The organism is uncultured Methanobrevibacter sp., assembly GCF_900314695.1.
In the GTDB taxonomy this organism is placed as follows: domain Archaea; phylum Methanobacteriota; class Methanobacteria; order Methanobacteriales; family Methanobacteriaceae; genus Methanocatella.
The window spans coordinates 48,339-67,904 of record NZ_OMWD01000023.1; the positions used below are offsets into that span (position 1 = coordinate 48,339).

The window sequence follows — 19,566 nt, forward strand, 5'->3', positions numbered from 1 at the left end:
TGATATTATGGGATTTAAAAAAGCGATTTTAGTACTATTACTACTGATTATTTTAACAATGGGAGCTGCAAGTGCAGCCGACACCAATACGACATCGGACAATCTCGCAGCAACTGAAGAAACAAGCTTAAAGCTTAGCGAAAATGAGAATTTTGAAGAAAAACTAGGAATTGACGAATCTACAACACCCCTTTCAGGGCCTGGAAATTCAAGCGGAAAATTTGCTGACTTAAACACTTTAATAAGCGGCGCAACTGCCGGAGATACAGTGACACTGACAGTTGACTACTGTAAAGAATCTGACTTCTATGGTCTAATTTCGATTGATAAAGAACTCACCATTGATGGACAGGGTCACATCATTGATGCTAATAATACCCGAGACATAATGCGAATAGACAATGCGCAAAATGTCAAACTGAAAAACATACAATTTATAAATGTGAAGGGCAATTCAAGCACTGCACTTTACTGGACATACGGTAGCGATAATGGATTGATAGAAAATTGTACCTTCACAAACTGTTTAGGCATTGACGGAAGCGCCATTAACCTGATAGGAAGCAATACCAATATAATTGGATCTACTTTTATAAACTGTTCAGGATATGAAGGAGGAGCAATCTACTGGGGCGGAAATGATAATACAATAAGATATTCCTACTTTGAAAATACAACTGCAAATAAAGGAGGAGCAATCTACTTGTATGGTGAAAGAGGGCGAATTGAAGGAACAACTTTCAAAAATTGCAATATGCCAAATTCAACAGTGATATACGCAGACAATATAGTGAACATAATTGGATGCGAATTCACCACTACAAGAAATGAAACACTATCCAGTTTAGTTTATAACGGAAACCTCACCAACTGTACCCTAAATGGAATATCTGACAAATATGCAGATCTTAACATGAGGATAGATTCAAACATTATCGGAACCTGCAAAATAGGTGATACAATCGAATTGACCGCCACTGTCTACAACAATGGACCTGATGATGCAAAAAACGTATCTGCACATTTCGCAATTCCACCCTCTTTAGAAATTATTGGCAACACCCCCTATGCAGGTTCCTTTGACTGTATGACTGGAATCTGGAACATACCTGAGATATTTTCAACTTCATGGGCAACCTTAACAATCACATGCCAAGCAATAAAAGCAGAAAATACCACAGTAAATGCTTTTGTCAGTTCAGATGCAGAAGATTTGAATTTAACTGACAATAATGCCTCAGCAAACCTGTTCATTTTAAGAGCAGACACAACATTAACTCTTAATGTTAGCGACATATTTGCAGGAGAAACATTACGAATCTTTATTGACATTACCCCATTTGATGCCACAGGCAACCTTACCATAAACATCGGTGGAGTTGAGGAACAATCATTCATCAATGGTTCAGACGTCATAATGAAAGAAGGATTATCTGCAGGAGAGTACAACATTACAGCCACATATTCAGGAAATGCAAATTACCTGCCTACTCAAAGTACCACATCATTTAGAGTAAACAAGAGAAACGTTAATCTAACAATCTCATTGGATGAAAACACAATAACTTATGGTCAAAACGCAACACTAACCGCCATAATGCCAATCGACGGCAACATAGCCATCAACATAAACAACGAAACATACAACATTACCACCATCGCAGGAACAGCACACTTACAAATACCAGCACAACCTGCAGGAAACCACACAATAACCGCAACATTTGAAGGAAACGACCAGTACAATCCGGCAAATACAACAATAATATTAACCGTGAACAGAGCTGACCCACCAATCACAATTAACACAACAGACATAAAATACGGCCAAAACGCAACAATAGCTGTCACAACACTTCCAGATGTAACAGGAATCATAGCAATCCACATCGATGGCAAAATTTATGGCATGGCAACCATCATTTCAGGCACTGCAGCATTCAACATCACAGGATTAAATATAGGAAACTACACAGTAACTGCAACATATTCCGGAGATGAAAACTACAATCCAGCAAACAAAAGCGCAACACAAACCGTGACAAAAGCGGATGTCGATTTAGGAATTTCACTATATCCTAACGCAACAGAATTCAAAAGAGGAGACACAGTCGAATTCATAATCAATCTAATAAATAACGGTCCAAGCGATGCAACAAATATCACCGTAAATTTAACCATTCCGAATTCATTAAGATACAAATCATCCAACACCTCAACAGCATATGAAGATAGCCAAACATTTATCTGGATTATAGACCGTTTAAATGCAAATAATACTGCATCAATAACATTCTATTGCGATTTGATGGGTGCTGGCATGATTGCATTAAATGCAACCGCAAGTACTGAAAATGAAATTGACACAGATAACACCAACAATGTCGCAACCATACTAATCAACGCTAGCGAATCAAAAGTCGTGACCCCGGACAAATTCGATTGCTTCTTTGACGAGAACGGAACATTGCTTAATGTATCAACAAATGAATTGACATTTGAAGGTGACTTTTCAAATATCACAGCATCCACAATAACCATTAACAAAGAAATTATATTTACAGGAAACAATGCAACATTCAAAGACGTTTCATTTATCGTGAAATCAGACTGGGTTTTCATAATTAATTTCACAATAATCTCAGAAAATGCCACAGGATGTGCAATCAATGCCAGTTCCCATTCAAACATAGGATTAATGAATAACACAATCATTTACAAGGCAATGTTTGACAGTGATGCCTATGTTCTTTATGCCAACAACATTTCAAGCTTGGTATTCTTCAAAAACAGAGTAACATATACCGGAAATACCAACGGTGTCGGCAAAAATTTTGCAATATATCTAACCAATGCCACAACTTCCGTAATAGCTGAAAATATATTTAACATATCTCTGGTTTCTGCTGAAGTGCCTTGGGCTGAAGTGCCTCCAGGTAGTGGAAATTGGGTAAGCTATCCTATTAGTGAAGGCATTGTTGTTGAAAATTCTGATAATGTTACTTTTGATAGCAATACTGTATCTGTTAATTTCACTGATGTCGTTACTGCAAGCGGTTATGATACTATTTACTCTGTAGATTTCAAAAATTCCAATAATGCTGTAATTTCCAATAACACAATTGTATCTGAAGGAAATAGTTATATCTATGGATTATCAATAAGCGATTGTGATAATTTCAATATTGAAGCAAATGACATTGATACAACATCCAATTATTACTCTAACGGTATCAGTATCGAAGGCCATTCTACTGGTGTTGTAAAAGATAACGAAATATCAGTAAAATCAAAAAATTCTGCTTATGGAATTTACTCAAATAGACTGGATGGAAATGCTTCAGCAACTTATACTGATAATGTCATTGTTGGTAACGCATATAATGTGTTCGGATTCGAACTAGATAATGTTGAGAGCAATGTAACCGGAAATCTTGTTAATCTTAGAGGTAATTATACTACCGGAATCGCATACGCAGGATCCAATTTAATAGCTGAAAACAACACAATTTTTGCAGATGCATCCAATGTAGGAAATGAATATGTCTATGACTTATTTGGCAGTGATACCACAGGAATTAAAGTCATAGGAGACAATTCCATAATAAAAGACAATACCATCAATTCAACCGACAAATCATTCTATATTACCGGAGACTATAATGAATTATTTAGAAACAATGCAGCAGGAAGCGTAAATGTCAGCGGAGATTACAATACAATCACTGAAAACATAATCAACACTACAGAGATTTATGCAGTTAATCTGGGCAGTTCAAAGCAAAACACTGTAAGGGAAAACCATTTATATGCAAGGGAATTGTTTGGAAATGATGCAGTCAATTTCACAGATGCAAGTAATACTGTTATTTCAAATCATCCAGGGTCAACCTTTTTAACTGTAAATGCAACAGACATCAGCTATGGAGATTCCCTCTACATCATCGTATCAGTAACGGAAAATGCAACAGGAACAATTACAATTACAAACACCCAAGCAAATTCAACAGAATATAAATCAGATATTTTCGACGGCATAGCAGTATTCAACATGACAGGCTTTGATGTTGGAAACTATACATTTAATGTGACCTATTCAGGAGATGATAATTACGGTCCTTGCCAAAGCAACTTTACAGTTGCAGTTAATAAAAAATTAGTGGATATGACAATAACTGCTGGAGACATAACCTATGGTGAAGCCGCAACAATAACTGTAACAACCCCAACAGATGCAACTGGAACAGTTACAATATGCATCGGCGATAAAAACTACGCTGCAGAAATCATTAACGGAGAGGCCACATTCAACATTACAGGATTGGGTGCCGGGGATTATGAGGCCATAGCCAATTATACTGGAGATGCAAATTACATGGCTTGCCAAAACACTACACAATTTAGAGTAAGTAAAGCACCTACCGAAATCAGTGTTGCCAGCGATGTTGTCAACCTCAAGGTTCTTGAGGAATTTGCTCCAGAAGCCACTTTGATTCCAGATGTAGGCTACCTAACATACATATCAAATGATACAAGCATTGCCATCGTTTTAAATGGTACAATCAAAGCCACTGGCGCAGGCTCAACCATAATTACTGTCAATTTTGAAGGCAATGATAATTATGAAGCCTCAAATAAAACTATTAATGTTACCGTTACTTTAAATGATGCCAGCATCAGCGTGAATAACTCCACATTGGATTTAAAAGTTGGTGATAGTTTTAGCATTGCTGCTACTACCATTCCTGATGATTTGAATGTAACTTATATTCCTGATGACTCAGGAGTTGTAAGCGTTAGTGAAAACGGTGTTGTTACTGCTTTAAAAGAAGGTAATGGCATCATTACTGTTAGAGTTGGTGGCGACGGAATTTACTCTCAAAATTCAACTACCGTTAACGTTAGTGTAGGCAAAAAAGACGTCATCCTGACAATATCTACCGAAGACACCACATACAGTGAGAACGCAACAATCACAGCAACAATGTCAATCGACGGTACAGTAACAGTCAATATAAACAACGAAAACATTGCCCTTGAAATAACAAACGGAACAGGACAAATAACAATACCAAACTTAAACGCAGGAGAATACAACATAAAAGCCACATTTGAAGGAAACGACCACTACAAAGCAGCAAACGCAACAACAACCCTCACAGTTGCAAAATCAGAATCACATCTAACAATCCAACCAATCCCTGAAACAGCATATGGCGAAGACATAAATATTATTATAAATGTCCAAAATGATGCAACAGGAACAATAACACTCACAGTCAACGGCGAAAATTACATCAAAAACATCGAAAACGGACAGGCCACATTCAACATAACCGGACTCAATGCAGGAAATTATGAAGCAATAGCCAATTACACTGGAGATACCAATTACCTTGCATCCCAAAATTCCACACAGTTCACTGTCAAATCCAGCATGAAAACATTTGAAGACATAGCCAACATTATCAGCAATGCACATGCAGGAGACGAAATCAATCTGGAGGGAACATACTACGGAACAGGTTCAACAATAACCGTCAACAAAGAATTAAGCATTAAAGGTAACGGAGAAACCATTCTTGATGCCAAAAACCTGTCCGGAATCCTAAGCGTTTCTGCCGATAACGTCAGAATCAACAACATCCGATTCATCAACGGAAAAATCAACGCCAACGGTGGAGCAATCAACTGGATTGGTAAAAATGGTATGATATCCAATTGTACATTTATTAACTGTTCTGCTGAAAATGGAGGATCTGTTTACTGGAATGGTGAAAACGGAATGATAAACACATCAACATTCGACAAATCAACTGCAACACAGAACGGTGGAGCAATATACTGGAACGCAAATAGCGGAGAAATAACAGACTCCATATTCACCAATTCACATGCGCAAAACGGAGGCGCTGTATATGTTCCGGAAAACAGGACCGTTGAAATCAAATCATCAATATTTGACAGTAACATTGCAGAAGAGGAAAGCGGAGCAGTTTACGGAGGAACAGTTGATGATGACTGCATATTCAAAAACAACACATACACACCACTAAACACAACAACAATCATTTCAATAAATGAAACTGCAGTATATACCGGAAACGACATCTCAATCACAACCCTCATTTTAAGCCAAAAAGGAGGACTGGTGAACACCGGTACAGTTGAAATATACATAAATTCCAAATTAATAGCAACAATACCTGCAAACACTGCATACATCTATAAAACAGACGATTTAGGCACCTACAGAGTACTTGCAAAATTCATTGACGACTCCAGCTACAAAGACAGCTCAAGCACCGCTGAATTTACTGTAATACCTGTTGACATTCCAGAAGAAATAGAAACAAGCACAGCTGGAATATTTACACTAGAATTCCCAGATGATGCAGAAGGAACACTAACAGTCTTCATCGACGGAACCAAATACAAAGTATATGACATCATCGGAGGAATACTCAAAATCGATTTATCCGACAAGAAAGGAAAATACAACATAACATTCGAATATTCCGGAGACAAAAACTACCCTGCATTTAAAAAGGACGCAAACATAACAGTAGAAACCAACCCATCAATAACCGCCTCTAACGCCAAAGTCCTATACTCAGCAGGAACAACATACAAAATAACAGTATACAAAAACAAAGGAATAACAGCAAACAATGTCAGTGTAGCAATAAAGCAAAACAACAAAGCATTCAAGACAATCAAAACAAATTCCAAAGGAATCGCAAGCTTCAAAATAACACAAACACCAGGAACATACAAGCTAAAAATAACATCCCTTGGAAAAACAGTAACAAAAACACTAACAGTAAAACACATAGTAACACTAAAAACAGCAACAGTCAAAAAATCAGCCAAAAAACTAATACTACAGGCAACACTCGCCAAAGTAAACAAAAAATACCTAAAAAAGAAAACCGTAACCTTCAAATTCAACGGTAAAAAATACAAAGCCAAAACCAATGCAAAAGGTGTCGCAAAAGTAACCATCAAAAAATCCATACTCAAAAAACTAAAAGTAGGCAAAAAAATAACCTACCAGGCAACATATGCAAAAGATACAATCAAAAAGACAGTTAAAATTAAAAAATAAGGGATTACACCCCTTATTTAAATTTCTTTTTTTTTGACAATACTTCTTTATATATACAATTTAACAAATATTTAATCATGTTTGGGAAAAAAATCATATGCTTTTCTTTGATGATTCTGATAATCATGATTGGTGCTGTTTCAGCTTCAGAAAACATCACTATTGAAAATGATTTGCAGGCACATGAAACCACAAATACCTTTGATGACGTGCAGAACACAATAGAAAAAGCAAAATTCAATTCAACAGTCATTTTAAATGGAACTTATAAAGGATCAGGGCATGAAATTGAAATTGATAAGGACATTACCATAGACGGATTGGGAAAAACAACACTAAACGCCAATCACAATTCAAGAATATTCAACATTAATTCCAGCAACGTCATTTTAAAAAATCTTAATATTACCAATGGATTTTCCTCTGTCTACGGCGGTGCAATCACATCCAGTGGAAAATTAACCATTATAAACTGTAATTTTATCAACAATAATGTATATGATACTTTTAATTACCTAAGCTGGAGGGAACCTGGTTACGGGGAGGGAGGTGCAATTTATACAGAAAATGATTTGACAGTGATAAATTCCACTTTCATAGATAATTATGCAAAATATTTAGGCAGTTACCACGATATGGATGTGGACGTTGATATGGGAGACTATGGAAATGGTGGAGCAATAAGCTGTCTTGGCAATTTATACCTGGAAAACTCCAATTTCACAAAAAATTCACTCCATTCAATTATGGCACACTACAATGCCAGTATCCTAAATTGCATTTTCAAATCCAGCAGTATTTATTGCAGTGCAACCGCCGATTTACACATCCGAAATTGTGATTTTAAGGATGCAAAAATTAATAGTGGAAACTTAACTGTAAATAATTCTAATTTTATAGGAATTAAACATGGTGATGCTTTGATTTATAGCGAGCATGCTAAAATCATCAACTCCACTTTCATAAACAACACTGCCTCAAATACTGCCATTTTAGTTCTTGAGGACTATGAACTAAAAGACTGTGTATTCATCAACAACAGGGATGCGACAATTCTTTCAGGAGATAGCTTGTTAAATGATTCATTAATGCCAACTTATCTAAAAGCGAAAAGCATGAATCACCTTAGAAAAACATATTATAAAAGCGGAAAATCACTTAAAATAGATTCAATTTATGAAGAAGTCAAGATTTATATTAACGGTAAAAAACATGAGTTATACGAATTTTATGATTATAATTCAAAATTTTATGATTATAATTCAAATTACTTTATTTTTCCAGTTTCAACCTGGAAGGTCGGAACATATACAATTTTTATGAAATCTGAAGTAAAATATGTTAAAGATGCAACATTTAAAATTACTGTCTTGAAAGCCCCAACAACTGTCAAAGCACCAAAAGTAATCGCTAAATACAAAAAATCCAAATATTTCAAAGTAACAGTAAAGCACAAAACCACGAAAAAAGCTGTGAAAAACACCTACATCAAACTCAAAATCGGCAAGAAAACATACAAGGTAAAGACTAACTCAAAGGGAATAGCAAAATTCAACACCAAAAAGCTTAAAGTAGGAACCCACAAAGTCACAATAACCTCTGGTAACGCCAACTACAAAATTTCAGCAAAAAGCCAAATTAAAGTCAAAAAATAAGGATCTCACCAATCCTTATCTTTTTATTTATACATGCAATATTTATAAAGCCCCACTTTTATGACAAAAAAAATCATGCAGAACACAAAATCAGTTATATACCTTAAAAAACAAAGTATTACTCATGAATTTAAACTCAAAATTTAATTATAGGGATTTTATAATATTCATAGTACCCGTTCTAATATTCTCATTATATCTTTACATATATAATCCGGGCATTTTGACTGCTGCTTCATTCAGCCAGCTTCACCAAATTGCTACAGGCGAATTTACCGGCGCATATCCGATATTGCACACAATCATTGAGATGATATGTCTTAAAATCTATGCGTCCCCTGCATCAATCGGCGCTTTCCAGATACTGGTATTCAGCCTTATTTGGATGATTATATGCAACTATCATCGTGATGATACAAAAAGCGACAGCAATGGATTCGTATTGCAGTTCATCATAACAATGATTGTATGTCTGATTCCAATAAATGCAATTTATTCAATTACATTGTCAAGCAATATCCTATTCAGCTATGCAGTGCTGTTTTTATGTTTCCTCATTAAGGTAATAATCGACAGAAACGGTCAAATCAGCACTAAACTGGGCATAATGATTGCTGTAACACTTGCATTCATAAGCGGACTGAACACCTTTGGAATTTACGTATCAGTGCTTTCATTGATAATAATCATGGCATATCTCTTTATAAAGAAAACTCCTCAGGATGCATTGATAAAGCTTGGTCTTATAAGCGTTGTTTGCATAGTCCTGATTACATCATTAGGTATGATATATCAAACCGATGCCAACAACAATTTCCCTGCAAATGATGCATTTGAAGATGGAGTAAATCTTGAAAATGCTAAAAGTCAGTTTTTCAAGGGAATCAATGACGTTCCAAAGGAAGGCTTTGAAAATGCAACTCAGGTAAATGTCAAAACAGACAAGTTCAAGTCACTGAATTCAATCGTTGACATGACCCGTGAAAACATCATCCTTGACGGGCTTTTAAACAGTCCTATAGTCTATGTGATTCTGTCAATAATTCTTCTTGGATTCATTTACTACACAACAGATTCCCATGAAATATTTTTAATTTTCATTCCGAATCTGTTGAACATGGTAATATGTCTTGTGAGTGGTCAAAACAATCTTTATTCAAATCTGCTGGTCTGCTATTTGATAATAATAATTCTGGCAAATATGTGGCCAAACCTTAAATCTCAAGGGACTGAAACCCCTGCGCCTGCCAGAACCGAACAGCCAGCCCGAATCATGAGCCAACCAAAGGAGTATGTTCCTCCAAAAGCTGAAATGAACCAACCTCAAGAGGAATATCAGACTGTTGATTATCAACTTGAAGAATTGACCTTGGATGAAGGCACAAATCAAAGAATCGAATATGAAGATGGCGGATCTGATTTGGTGGATGAAATTCTAAATGAAATTAAAAACGAAAAGAAATGATGATTGATTTATATAATATGAAAAATAATAATTTAATTACAAAAAGGATTAAGTTGAAATTTCTTTTTAAAGGTGATTAAATGGATAAAAAGGAATTGATAATAATCGGAATAGTAATCGTTATCTTTATAGTGGTTGCAGGTGTCATGCTTTCCCCTTCAACCGGGGCGAAGGACACCGAATTGAAAATGCTTAATAACGGAACCCTTGGAGAAAACGGTACAATATACATCAAGTTAACCGATGCACAAAAGCAATCATTGGCTGATAAGCCAGTTACAGTAAAAATTACTGATAAAAGCGGAAAAGAAGTTTTATCAAAAACTGTCAAAACACACGTTACCGGCGTTGCAATCGTTAAACTTGCCAAGATGAGTCCCGGAGAATATGAGGTTAAGGTAAGCTATGACGGAGACAACAACTATACGGCAAGCAGTCTCAAAGAAAAAATCAATGTCAAGTCAGGTTATGTTGAAGAGGATATTAACATGACTGCAATGATTGGAAGCGATACCGATACAACAGACACACAAACAGCATCCCCTGATACATCTACTGATTCATACAATTCATATACACATGACTACAGTGACACATCACAGGACAGCTCCGACACAGGCAGTGATGATGATAGTGGCACTGCAGTAATTGATGAAAACGGTAACGAAGCGGAAACTGTAATTGATGAAAACGGCCACGAAGTACCCGAAACATGATAAGGAATTTAACTTCCTTATTTTTTTATTTTTTTACAGATAGATAACACCACAACTTTAAATGAAATTTATAGATTAAACTTATTAAATCAAATCTGCATCCAAGAAAAATAAAACCAACACCTGAAAATATTAAAAATATAAACCATCTAATTAAAATAATGAATTCAAAAATGAGTGCCCGAGAAGCCTGATTAAATATTTTCATTTAAGTGATTTATACCCCCTAAAAAACAGAAATTATAATACCTAAAAAGGGAGGTATTTCATGGCAATTTCAAAATCCACAAAAGACAATTGGGAAAGTGAAATCAACAAAAAAGGTGGCGTCAGTATTGAAAAGCAATTGGCTGTGCCTTACACAGAAGAGGATTCATACGCTGCATTAATAAAAACTGTTGATAAAATAAACTACGGCAAAATTTTCGATGAAGACAAGGAATCCAAAGCCATGCTATTCGGCATTCAGCAAAGTGTCATGGCACGTGCACTGAATTTCAAAGGATATGCATATGTAGAAGCTATCGGAAGCGACGCTTCAATGTTATATCTGAAAGTTAAAAAAGCCAATGCCGATGCAATCATTGAAGAGCTGTTCAACCTGTTTACAGACATTCTTGAAAAGGACTACACCAAGACAACCACAACAGAATCATTAATCGCCAGAACAAATGTGAAAGGCCAAGATGTTGAAACCGCAGTATACGGATCAGATGAATACAACAAAATCAGATATAAAAACAAGAACAGAGGCAGCACCTGGTCAGGTGTTATAACACTCATTGTTGGATTAGTAATGTTTTTAGGAGCTGCAAGTGGAAATTATGTGCTTAGAGGAACAAACAGCAGTGAAGCATTGCTTGTCGTGTCACTGCTTGTGATGGCATATGGAGGATACAAGATATATTCAGCCACAAAGTCCAATGATGCACCCAACACCAAAAATCCGCAGCCGGTAAAACAAAATACAAAAACGCTCAGCGAAAAAACATCAAAGCCAGAAACTGAAAAAAGGAAAGTACAGAGCAAAACAACCCCTAAAAAAACATCAAAGCCAGAACCTGAAAGAAAAGTACATAGCAAAACAACCCCTAAAAAAACATCAAAGCCAGAACCTGAAAGAAAAGTGCAAAGCAAAACAAGCCCTACAAAAACATCAAACAACAACAAGACAATAGCAATAGTTGCAATTGCAGTTATAGCTCTGATAGCCATTATCGGCTTTGGATTGATTAACTCAGGCTCAGACAACACATATTCCGACAGCAGTTATAACAGCGGCCAATCAGGATTTGGAAGTTCAGCCGACCTATCCAACACAAAGATAATAATAACGGACGCCCATGACAACGCAGGATGGTGCTTTGTCTGGGGTTATGTAGACCCAGTACCAGCAGATTCTGATTATTCAATGCTTAGAACATATTACTATGATGCAAAAGGAAACATCATAACATATCATGACAGTCAAATCAACCAATCAAGTCAGGTCGGCGATTCATACATTCTCGATGACTGTGATATGAACCACAAAAAAGTAGCCGAAGTTTCAGTAACACTGTACGACAGTGCACACAATAACGTGACAACTGCAACATCCAAGGTAAAATAGGAATTATTGGAGCAATCACGCTCCACTTTTTTTAATTTTTAAATTAAATGTTGACATTTGCAACAATCAACTCTTTCAAAAAAAATTCGAAGCTACGGCAGTGCAACTTCGAATCGGATTTTTCACGACTTGTTAATCAGTCATTTAAAATATTGATTTTAATAGCATATAAATGAATTGGTTTGAAACAAAAAATTACACAAAACTTATCCAAATAACCAATATCAAAATTTCTGAGAAAAAATTAGAAAATAGAATGATTTAAAATTATAATTCTTACTGAATCATAATTTAAATCCGGTCCCAATGAATTGGGCAACGTCACGACCAGTATCGTCACTTATATCAACATTGACAATGGAAGATGTCCTGCCGTCCTTTCTGCATGTTGCATGAGCTATAAGCTTTTCTCCTTTTGGAGCAGAAAGATAATGAATGTCAACCTGCTGTGCAACAGTAAGCTGGTGTATCTGATTTGAGAGAACAGCAAAAGCAAAATCAGCCAATGTAAATATTACTCCCCCCATCACACCGCCGTAAGCGTTTCTATGATTGTCAGTTAATTTCAAAGAGCATATTGCATGATCTTCACTCAACTCATCCAATGTAACGCCAGTATCAACTGCAAACTTGTCCTTGTAGAAGAACTCCCTTGCACTTTCAATATCATCAAAATTTGCCATTTTTTCACCTAAACTTATTATAGTTCACAAAATACTTAAAATTTTTGAACAGGAAATTATCTAGTCAAATATGAAATTGCCCAAACGGCGATAATTGACAAAAGACAGGATATGATGATTGCCGGAGGATAAAAGAAATATCCGATTACCATACCTATTCCAACAAAGACAATTGTTGTTACGAATACCAGATTATTTTTCAATGCAAGCATCAGGGCAACGTTTCCCTTATCCGCATTCTTCAAGGCTTTTGATGTGACAATGGATATAATTGCAACGACGATAAAATCAATCCCATAGCATGCCTGAGGCACAAACGAATAAAAGTTATGTGAAACGAATACTGAAAGGTATGGAATCAGTGACAATACAAACATTGACGCTCCAATTGACCATATAACAGCAGTGTCAATTTTATTTACGATGGAAAATAGATTGTTGTTGTAGTTCCAGTAATTGAAACATACGATAAAGCTGATTATATAAGCCAAAAATTCGATTTTCAAATCGAACAAATCCTGCCAGGTACCGCCTGAAGCCATTGTTATTTCCAAAACAAGAACTGTCAATATGATAGCTATAATTGCATCAAACAAAGCTTCAAATCTTCCACTGCTTTCAATTTCAGATTTGGTGGAAATTGCTATGAAAAACCAATAGATGGTGGCTATGATACATGAAATAAATATTCCAGGAGTATAGACTGTGTATGTGACCAAAAATCCGATTAGAATAACTATTACGGGAACATATCGCCAAAAGTTCTTAAGGTTTATTTTCTTAAGTTTAGCATTATATGGATTTGCACGGATTATAAGAAAAGTGGACAGGTTATAGCATGCATTTGTGGCCAAAAACAAAATTCCAAACATCGTTTGAGCAGGAACAGACTGAGGATTCAGGGAAACCCATGATGCAAAATATGGAAGAATTGAAATGATAAATATCAGGACACCATAAACCACTACAATCAGGTTGTTTATCTCATCAACCATTTGGAAAAGGTTGTGGTCATTATACCAAGTGTTGAATATGATTAAAAAACAGATTCCATAAATAAGATAGCTTGCATTTAAAGATATGACCCCCTCCCATGTTGGAGCGGGAGGTTGAGCCAGCTTCAATACCAGAACAGTGATAATAATTGCAAGAATTGCATCCATGAATGTTTCGAATCTATCAGTTTGCATGATAAGATATTGGACTTTATGATAGATAAAATATACACAATCAAGGATTTGGGTACTTCGCCCGGAGGCGAAGCATTATCCTCTTTTTGTGTTGAATTCATCCTTTGAACGTATGCCGACAAGTGAAGCGAATACTGCCAGAATACATGCGACTGTACAAATAAGACAGATTGTCTGAGATGCCTGAACAATCATTGCAGCATATTCCGGTGCCAGCTGCAGAGATCCCATTACCCAAGCAAATACCAATGTCAAAAGACCAAGACTCATGGTCTGACCTATTGTCCTCATTGTTGCCTGTGAAGCGGAAGCTGTTGGAGCATACTTCGGAGGAACTGAACTCATTATTGCATTCATGTTTGGGCTTGAGAAAAGTCCCATGCCTATACCCTGCAAAATCATGGCCAATATGACTATATAAAGTGGAGTGTCTCCGTTTAAAAATGACAATATTGCCAGTGCAATGGCAGCAATTCCGATTCCAACTGCCGCAAGCTTTTGCGGATGTATCCTGTCAGACAGCTTTCCGGCATTCGGAGCCATGATTGCCATTATGACAGGAGTGATTATCAATATCAAACCGGACATCTGAGCATTCCAACCGCGCACATACTGGAAATGATAATTCAAGATTGTTGTAACCACCATAATTGCAAGATAGCTGCATAGAGCAGCCACATTGGATGATGTGAACTTTCTGTTTTTAAATAAATTCATGTTGAACACAGGAGAGTCCTGTCTAAGCTCATATGCTCCGAATATGCACAGCATGACAATCCCAACCATTGTCAGAATTACTCCCTGAGTATTAACCAGTGAAGTGAAGCCGTATATGAATGTCAGTATGCCTATTGCCCAAAGGATTGAGCCTAACTTATCGATTGGTTGACCTTCATAGGTTTTCCACTCCTGCGGGATTTTTACCATCATTAGAATTATACATAATACCAAAAATGGAATTACAAAGTAAAACATTGATCTCCAGCCGAGATTTTGAACCAGAAATCCGCAGATTACTGGTGAAAGGGATGTTGCAAGGTATACTCCAGTTACGGTAAAGCCCAATGCCTTTCCCCTGTTTTGGGGTTTGACGGCCTGCACAACCATTGCCATTGCAGATACATTTAAAAATGCCACACCTGCTCCCTGAACTATTCTGAATATCATAAATGATTCTGTTGAAAATGACAAGACCGCACCAATTGATCCTATCAAATACACGATGATTCCGGCAAGAAGAGATTTTTTAACACCAAATTTTCCTGAAATCTGACCTGCAGGAACTGTGAAAACCGCCACGACCAGGAAAAATATTGTCGGAATCCAATTTTGGATAACATTATTCATTACAAATTCCTGTGCAATTGCCGGAACACCGATTATTATTCCGTTTGAGAGAAAAACTGCAAAAAAAGATGTAATGAATGATACAAATATTACAATTGTTTCAAAATCTATTTTCATAAATAACTACTCTCCAACAAGTTTCATTGAATTGATTGATATTTCCTTGATTCTTTGCTTTAACTCATCATCATCCGGAGTTATTCCAACTTCAATCTCCCACTCTTTAGAGATCTTTCGAATTTTCGGAACTATATCATTGGCTTTAGAAGTTGTCTTCAGCATGTACTTTCGGCGATTGTTTGGATTGACACTTCTTTCAACATATCCCATATCCTCAAGTTTTTTAACGATTTTAGCAATATTTCCTTTGCTTTGACCGGAAAAGTTTACCAAATCATCCTGAGAGGAATTGGGATTTTCATAAATCATCATTATGTATTTTATCTCATGACCCAAGTCCAAATCATTCAATCGTGAATTCAAGTACTTCAGCTGACTTTTAGACAGATTATGAATCCATGCTATGAATGGAGCATTTTCAAAAATTTCTTCGTCCATAAAAATAGTTTAATATAATACAATATAAATGTTTCCAATGAAACTGTTTAATATGAAACAAAATTCTCATCAAAATGACCTTTGACGAGAGCATAGAATTGCCCAGCCTCAAAATCAAAATCAGTGTTGAATGAATTATATGCCAAATCGCAATCCTTTTTCAAATCATATTTAAAATCAGGTTTTGTGGAGAATAATTTATCAAAGCAAGATGCAGAACTTTCAGGAAATGGAACATCATCAAAGGAAACCTTGTCGATTGACATTTTCATGGCACAGGAAAGGACAGTAAGCTGAAGGGCGGATGCATAAGCGTCATAATACTGGCCATAATCAAGATTAACGTCAAAATAGATTACAAAATTAAGCATCACATGGGAAACCCAAATCAAAGAATTGGGTTCATATTTTTCCAGCTGCAAATCGGCGAACTTGAAAATCAAATCCGGAAAATCCATATTTGAATTCTCATCACAGTATTTTACAAACTCCTTGAATGAGTAATTGGTCAGGTAATTGATGTAGGCCTCCTTAATCTTTTCGTCACAGGAATACTTTGAAATTTTCTTTAAATCCTTTGGTCTTAAGACTTTTCTTTTGATTAACATCCACTCACCGCAATTGACTGTCTGATTTATTAGCTTAATTCACAACTTATTTTTCAAATCAACAACCTTATCCAAAGAAACACCAGAAATCCTAGAAATCTCCTCAACAGACAAATCAGAATTAACTAACATATTCCTAACAACAACATCCAGAATATCCTTCAGAATGACCTTCAGAATGACCTTCTGAATGACCCTCCTCAAAACTCTTCTTGCAAGCTTCCGCAACACAGTCAACTTTACCTCCAAAATCATCCAAAAAATAGACTCGCAATACCAACTTCACAACCTACCTTTCAAATCAACAACCTTATCCAAAGAAACACCAGAAATCCTAGAAATCTCCTCAACAGACAAATCAGAATTAACTAACATATTCCTAACAACAACATCCTTCACATTCAGAATATCCTTCAGAATGACCTTCAGAATGGCCTTCAGAATGACCTTCTAAATATCCTTCAGAATGGCCTTCTGAATGACCCTCCTCAAAACTCTTCTTGCAAGCTTCCGCAACACAGTCAACTTTACCCATCAAATCACCTTGAATATCTTTTCTAATCGGATCCAATTCATCAAAATACATACTGCTAAGCATCAAAACAATCCCATATACAGATGTTTTGATTTCATCAGACGGATAGTGGATTTTTGACATTATCTCTTTTGTTTCGTAGAATTGGTCAATGACATTTTCCTTATCCTTTTCCAATATAGGTGTCAAAGCCAATTCAATCAATTCCCTATTGGTGAACGTATCTTTGTTATCCATTTTTGTTTTAATATCATTAATAATTTTTTCCTTGTCCAATTCCCTGAGTGAAATGATTGGAAACTTGAACGAATCCCAATCATTAATGTTATATTCAGCCATTTTTGATTTTTCTTTTGTGGAAACAACAAAAAAGAGTATACTATCATTTTTATCATTGTTTTTGTAATCATAGGCCGCAATATACAATTTGAATAGCTTTTTCTTTTTCAACCCCACATGAGAACTTTCAAATTCCATCATGAATATGATATTTTTAATTCGGATGATGTAATCTGGCCGCACAAGAGAAGGCTCGATTACCACAACCTCAGTAGACAAAACCTCAACGTCCAAAGGGTCAATGTCAAAATCCAAGTGAAAATCAAGAATGTCAAAAAGTTCTTTTAAATGATCTTTGGATATGAATTTAAATGAAGCATCCTTATTTTGAACCATGACAATCACCAAATAATTATTTATAAAAAATAATATTTAAAATTTTCTTAAATTAAAAATAAAAGCAATATAACACTTTAAAGTAAATTTTACAAAGTAAAATCAATAAAGTAATTAAAAACTAATTAAAATCCAAACATCAACTATGAAAACCAAAAAAAAATAGAAGTTAAATTATCTTTTAACAGCAACGATGTTTTTAACAATGCAACCATTATAACATGTTTTGATTGCATATTTTCCAACTTTAATATTTTTTGGAATTTTGAATGCTGCAATTCCTTTTGAATTTGTTTTAATAGTATAATTTTTCCCATTAAATGTTATTTTAATATTTTTTTTGAAAACGGATTTGCCGTTATGCTTAATGAGTTTGACTGTGAATTTTGAGGATTTCTTATATTTTTTTGCAACATTCTTTGTTTTGAATAATGGCTTGACAACAATACTATTTTTTGAACTAATATTTCCTGCATGTGTTTTTACAACATAATTTCCAGGCTGGCAGTTGAATTTGAAACTTGCATAACCACCATCATCCGTTTTAACATGAATCTTTTTGCCATTGAAAATGAATGTGACATCCACACCATTGCCGACAGAGTCTCCAATAGGATTGAGAATCCTAACTTCATATAAATTTCTATGGGAATAAAAAACATTTATATCATTGCTTTTTATTGCATCAGGCTTCACTCGTGTCTTTTCAATGAAATTCATCAAATCTTTAAATTCCTTGGAATAAGGGCGATGGCATGAATCATCAGGAAGGGTATAATTTTTAGGTATTGATGGAGAATTTGACAATGAATGGTATTTTTCCATGAAAGCCCAAGGGTCCTTGGCATATTCCTTCCATAATGGATTCATATCGTAAGGATTGGACATTTGGGAAATATTCTGACTGGAATTGTTTTTTCTCAAATCAGCACCATTTTCCTTAAAGCCATATTCAGTAAAATTTTCGGCAGTTCTATTATTATCTGACGGGATGTAAACCAGATTTCCATCGTCATCAACTACCCATCTGCCAATGTCATCCAAACTCCAATAGTTGGAATTATCATCAACACCACAAGAATTATTTTCGACATCACAAACGAAAGAATCATCCTGATTTTGATAAACTAACTCTGTTGAATTATCCTGAGCTTGAACAGAAGAAGCGCTTAAAATTAAAAATAATGAAAATAATAAAATAATACCTATATTCTTAAGATTCATGATATCATATATATTTTACAAAATTAAAATATATAAAGTTTACATTCAAAAAAAGCATTATTGTACAATTATGATTTTAACAACATCAAAAAATTGAACTACCTCGACTTTGGTGAAGTCGAGGATTCTTACTTCACGGGCTGATACTCTCCCACGAGAGTAGGATTACCGTGCTATCCCCCCTGTTCCA

At 35.5% G+C, this 19,566-nt stretch carries 13 protein-coding genes; 5 read left to right on the plus strand and 8 right to left on the minus strand.

Annotated features, from left to right (window positions below):
* Window positions 1-7 precede the first annotated feature (7 nt).
* The 5 genes from QZN45_RS08265 (at window position 8) to QZN45_RS08285 (ending at window position 12,556) form a co-directional block, all read left to right on the plus strand.
* Entirely contained in the window at window positions 8-7,108 is a 7,101-nt protein-coding gene (locus QZN45_RS08265) for an Ig-like domain repeat protein (protein ID WP_296812433.1), read from the plus strand.
* A 77-nt stretch (window positions 7,109-7,185) separates the two neighbouring features.
* Window positions 7,186-8,763, plus strand: a complete 1,578-nt coding sequence (locus tag QZN45_RS08270) for a hypothetical protein (RefSeq protein ID WP_296812435.1) — start codon at window positions 7,186-7,188, stop codon at window positions 8,761-8,763.
* Window positions 8,764-8,887: 124 nt separating this feature from the next.
* Window positions 8,888-10,228: a hypothetical protein gene (locus QZN45_RS08275; RefSeq protein WP_296812436.1), complete on the plus strand. Its 1,341-nt coding sequence runs from the start codon at window positions 8,888-8,890 to the stop codon at window positions 10,226-10,228.
* Window positions 10,229-10,308: 80 nt separating this feature from the next.
* Window positions 10,309-10,944 (plus strand): Ig-like domain-containing protein, encoded by a 636-nt coding sequence (locus QZN45_RS08280; RefSeq protein WP_296812437.1) that lies wholly within the window; start codon window positions 10,309-10,311, stop codon window positions 10,942-10,944.
* 268 nt (window positions 10,945-11,212) lie between these two features.
* On the plus strand, window positions 11,213-12,556 hold the full coding sequence (locus QZN45_RS08285) for a hypothetical protein (protein WP_296812439.1): 1,344 nt from the start codon (window positions 11,213-11,215) through the stop codon (window positions 12,554-12,556).
* Between the two features lie 284 nt (window positions 12,557-12,840).
* Here QZN45_RS08285 and QZN45_RS08290 read toward each other — a convergent pair whose 3' ends face one another.
* From QZN45_RS08290 to QZN45_RS08325, 8 genes are all read right to left on the minus strand, one after another.
* Window positions 12,841-13,239: a PaaI family thioesterase gene (locus QZN45_RS08290; protein ID WP_292882388.1), complete on the minus strand. Its 399-nt coding sequence runs from the start codon at window positions 13,237-13,239 to the stop codon at window positions 12,841-12,843.
* A 56-nt stretch (window positions 13,240-13,295) separates the two neighbouring features.
* Window positions 13,296-14,429, minus strand: coding sequence for a TMEM175 family protein (locus QZN45_RS08295; protein ID WP_296812441.1), 1,134 nt, complete (start codon window positions 14,427-14,429; stop codon window positions 13,296-13,298).
* Window positions 14,430-14,504: 75 nt separating this feature from the next.
* Complete coding sequence (locus QZN45_RS08300; RefSeq protein ID WP_296812442.1) at window positions 14,505-15,893, minus strand: MFS transporter; 1,389 nt, start codon at window positions 15,891-15,893, stop codon at window positions 14,505-14,507.
* Window positions 15,894-15,899: 6 nt separating this feature from the next.
* Window positions 15,900-16,334, minus strand: a complete 435-nt coding sequence (locus QZN45_RS08305) for a MarR family winged helix-turn-helix transcriptional regulator (protein ID WP_292882397.1) — start codon at window positions 16,332-16,334, stop codon at window positions 15,900-15,902.
* Window positions 16,335-16,381: 47 nt separating this feature from the next.
* On the minus strand, window positions 16,382-16,942 hold the full coding sequence (locus QZN45_RS08310) for a hypothetical protein (RefSeq protein WP_296812445.1): 561 nt from the start codon (window positions 16,940-16,942) through the stop codon (window positions 16,382-16,384).
* A gap of 39 nt (window positions 16,943-16,981) precedes the next feature.
* Entirely contained in the window at window positions 16,982-17,179 is a 198-nt protein-coding gene (locus QZN45_RS08315; protein ID WP_296812447.1) for a hypothetical protein, read from the minus strand.
* Between the two features lie 142 nt (window positions 17,180-17,321).
* Window positions 17,322-18,152, minus strand: a complete 831-nt coding sequence (locus QZN45_RS08320; protein WP_296812449.1) for a hypothetical protein — start codon at window positions 18,150-18,152, stop codon at window positions 17,322-17,324.
* Window positions 18,153-18,326: 174 nt separating this feature from the next.
* Window positions 18,327-19,376, minus strand: a complete 1,050-nt coding sequence (locus QZN45_RS08325; protein ID WP_292882405.1) for a hypothetical protein — start codon at window positions 19,374-19,376, stop codon at window positions 18,327-18,329.
* Window positions 19,377-19,566: the final 190 nt, after the last annotated feature.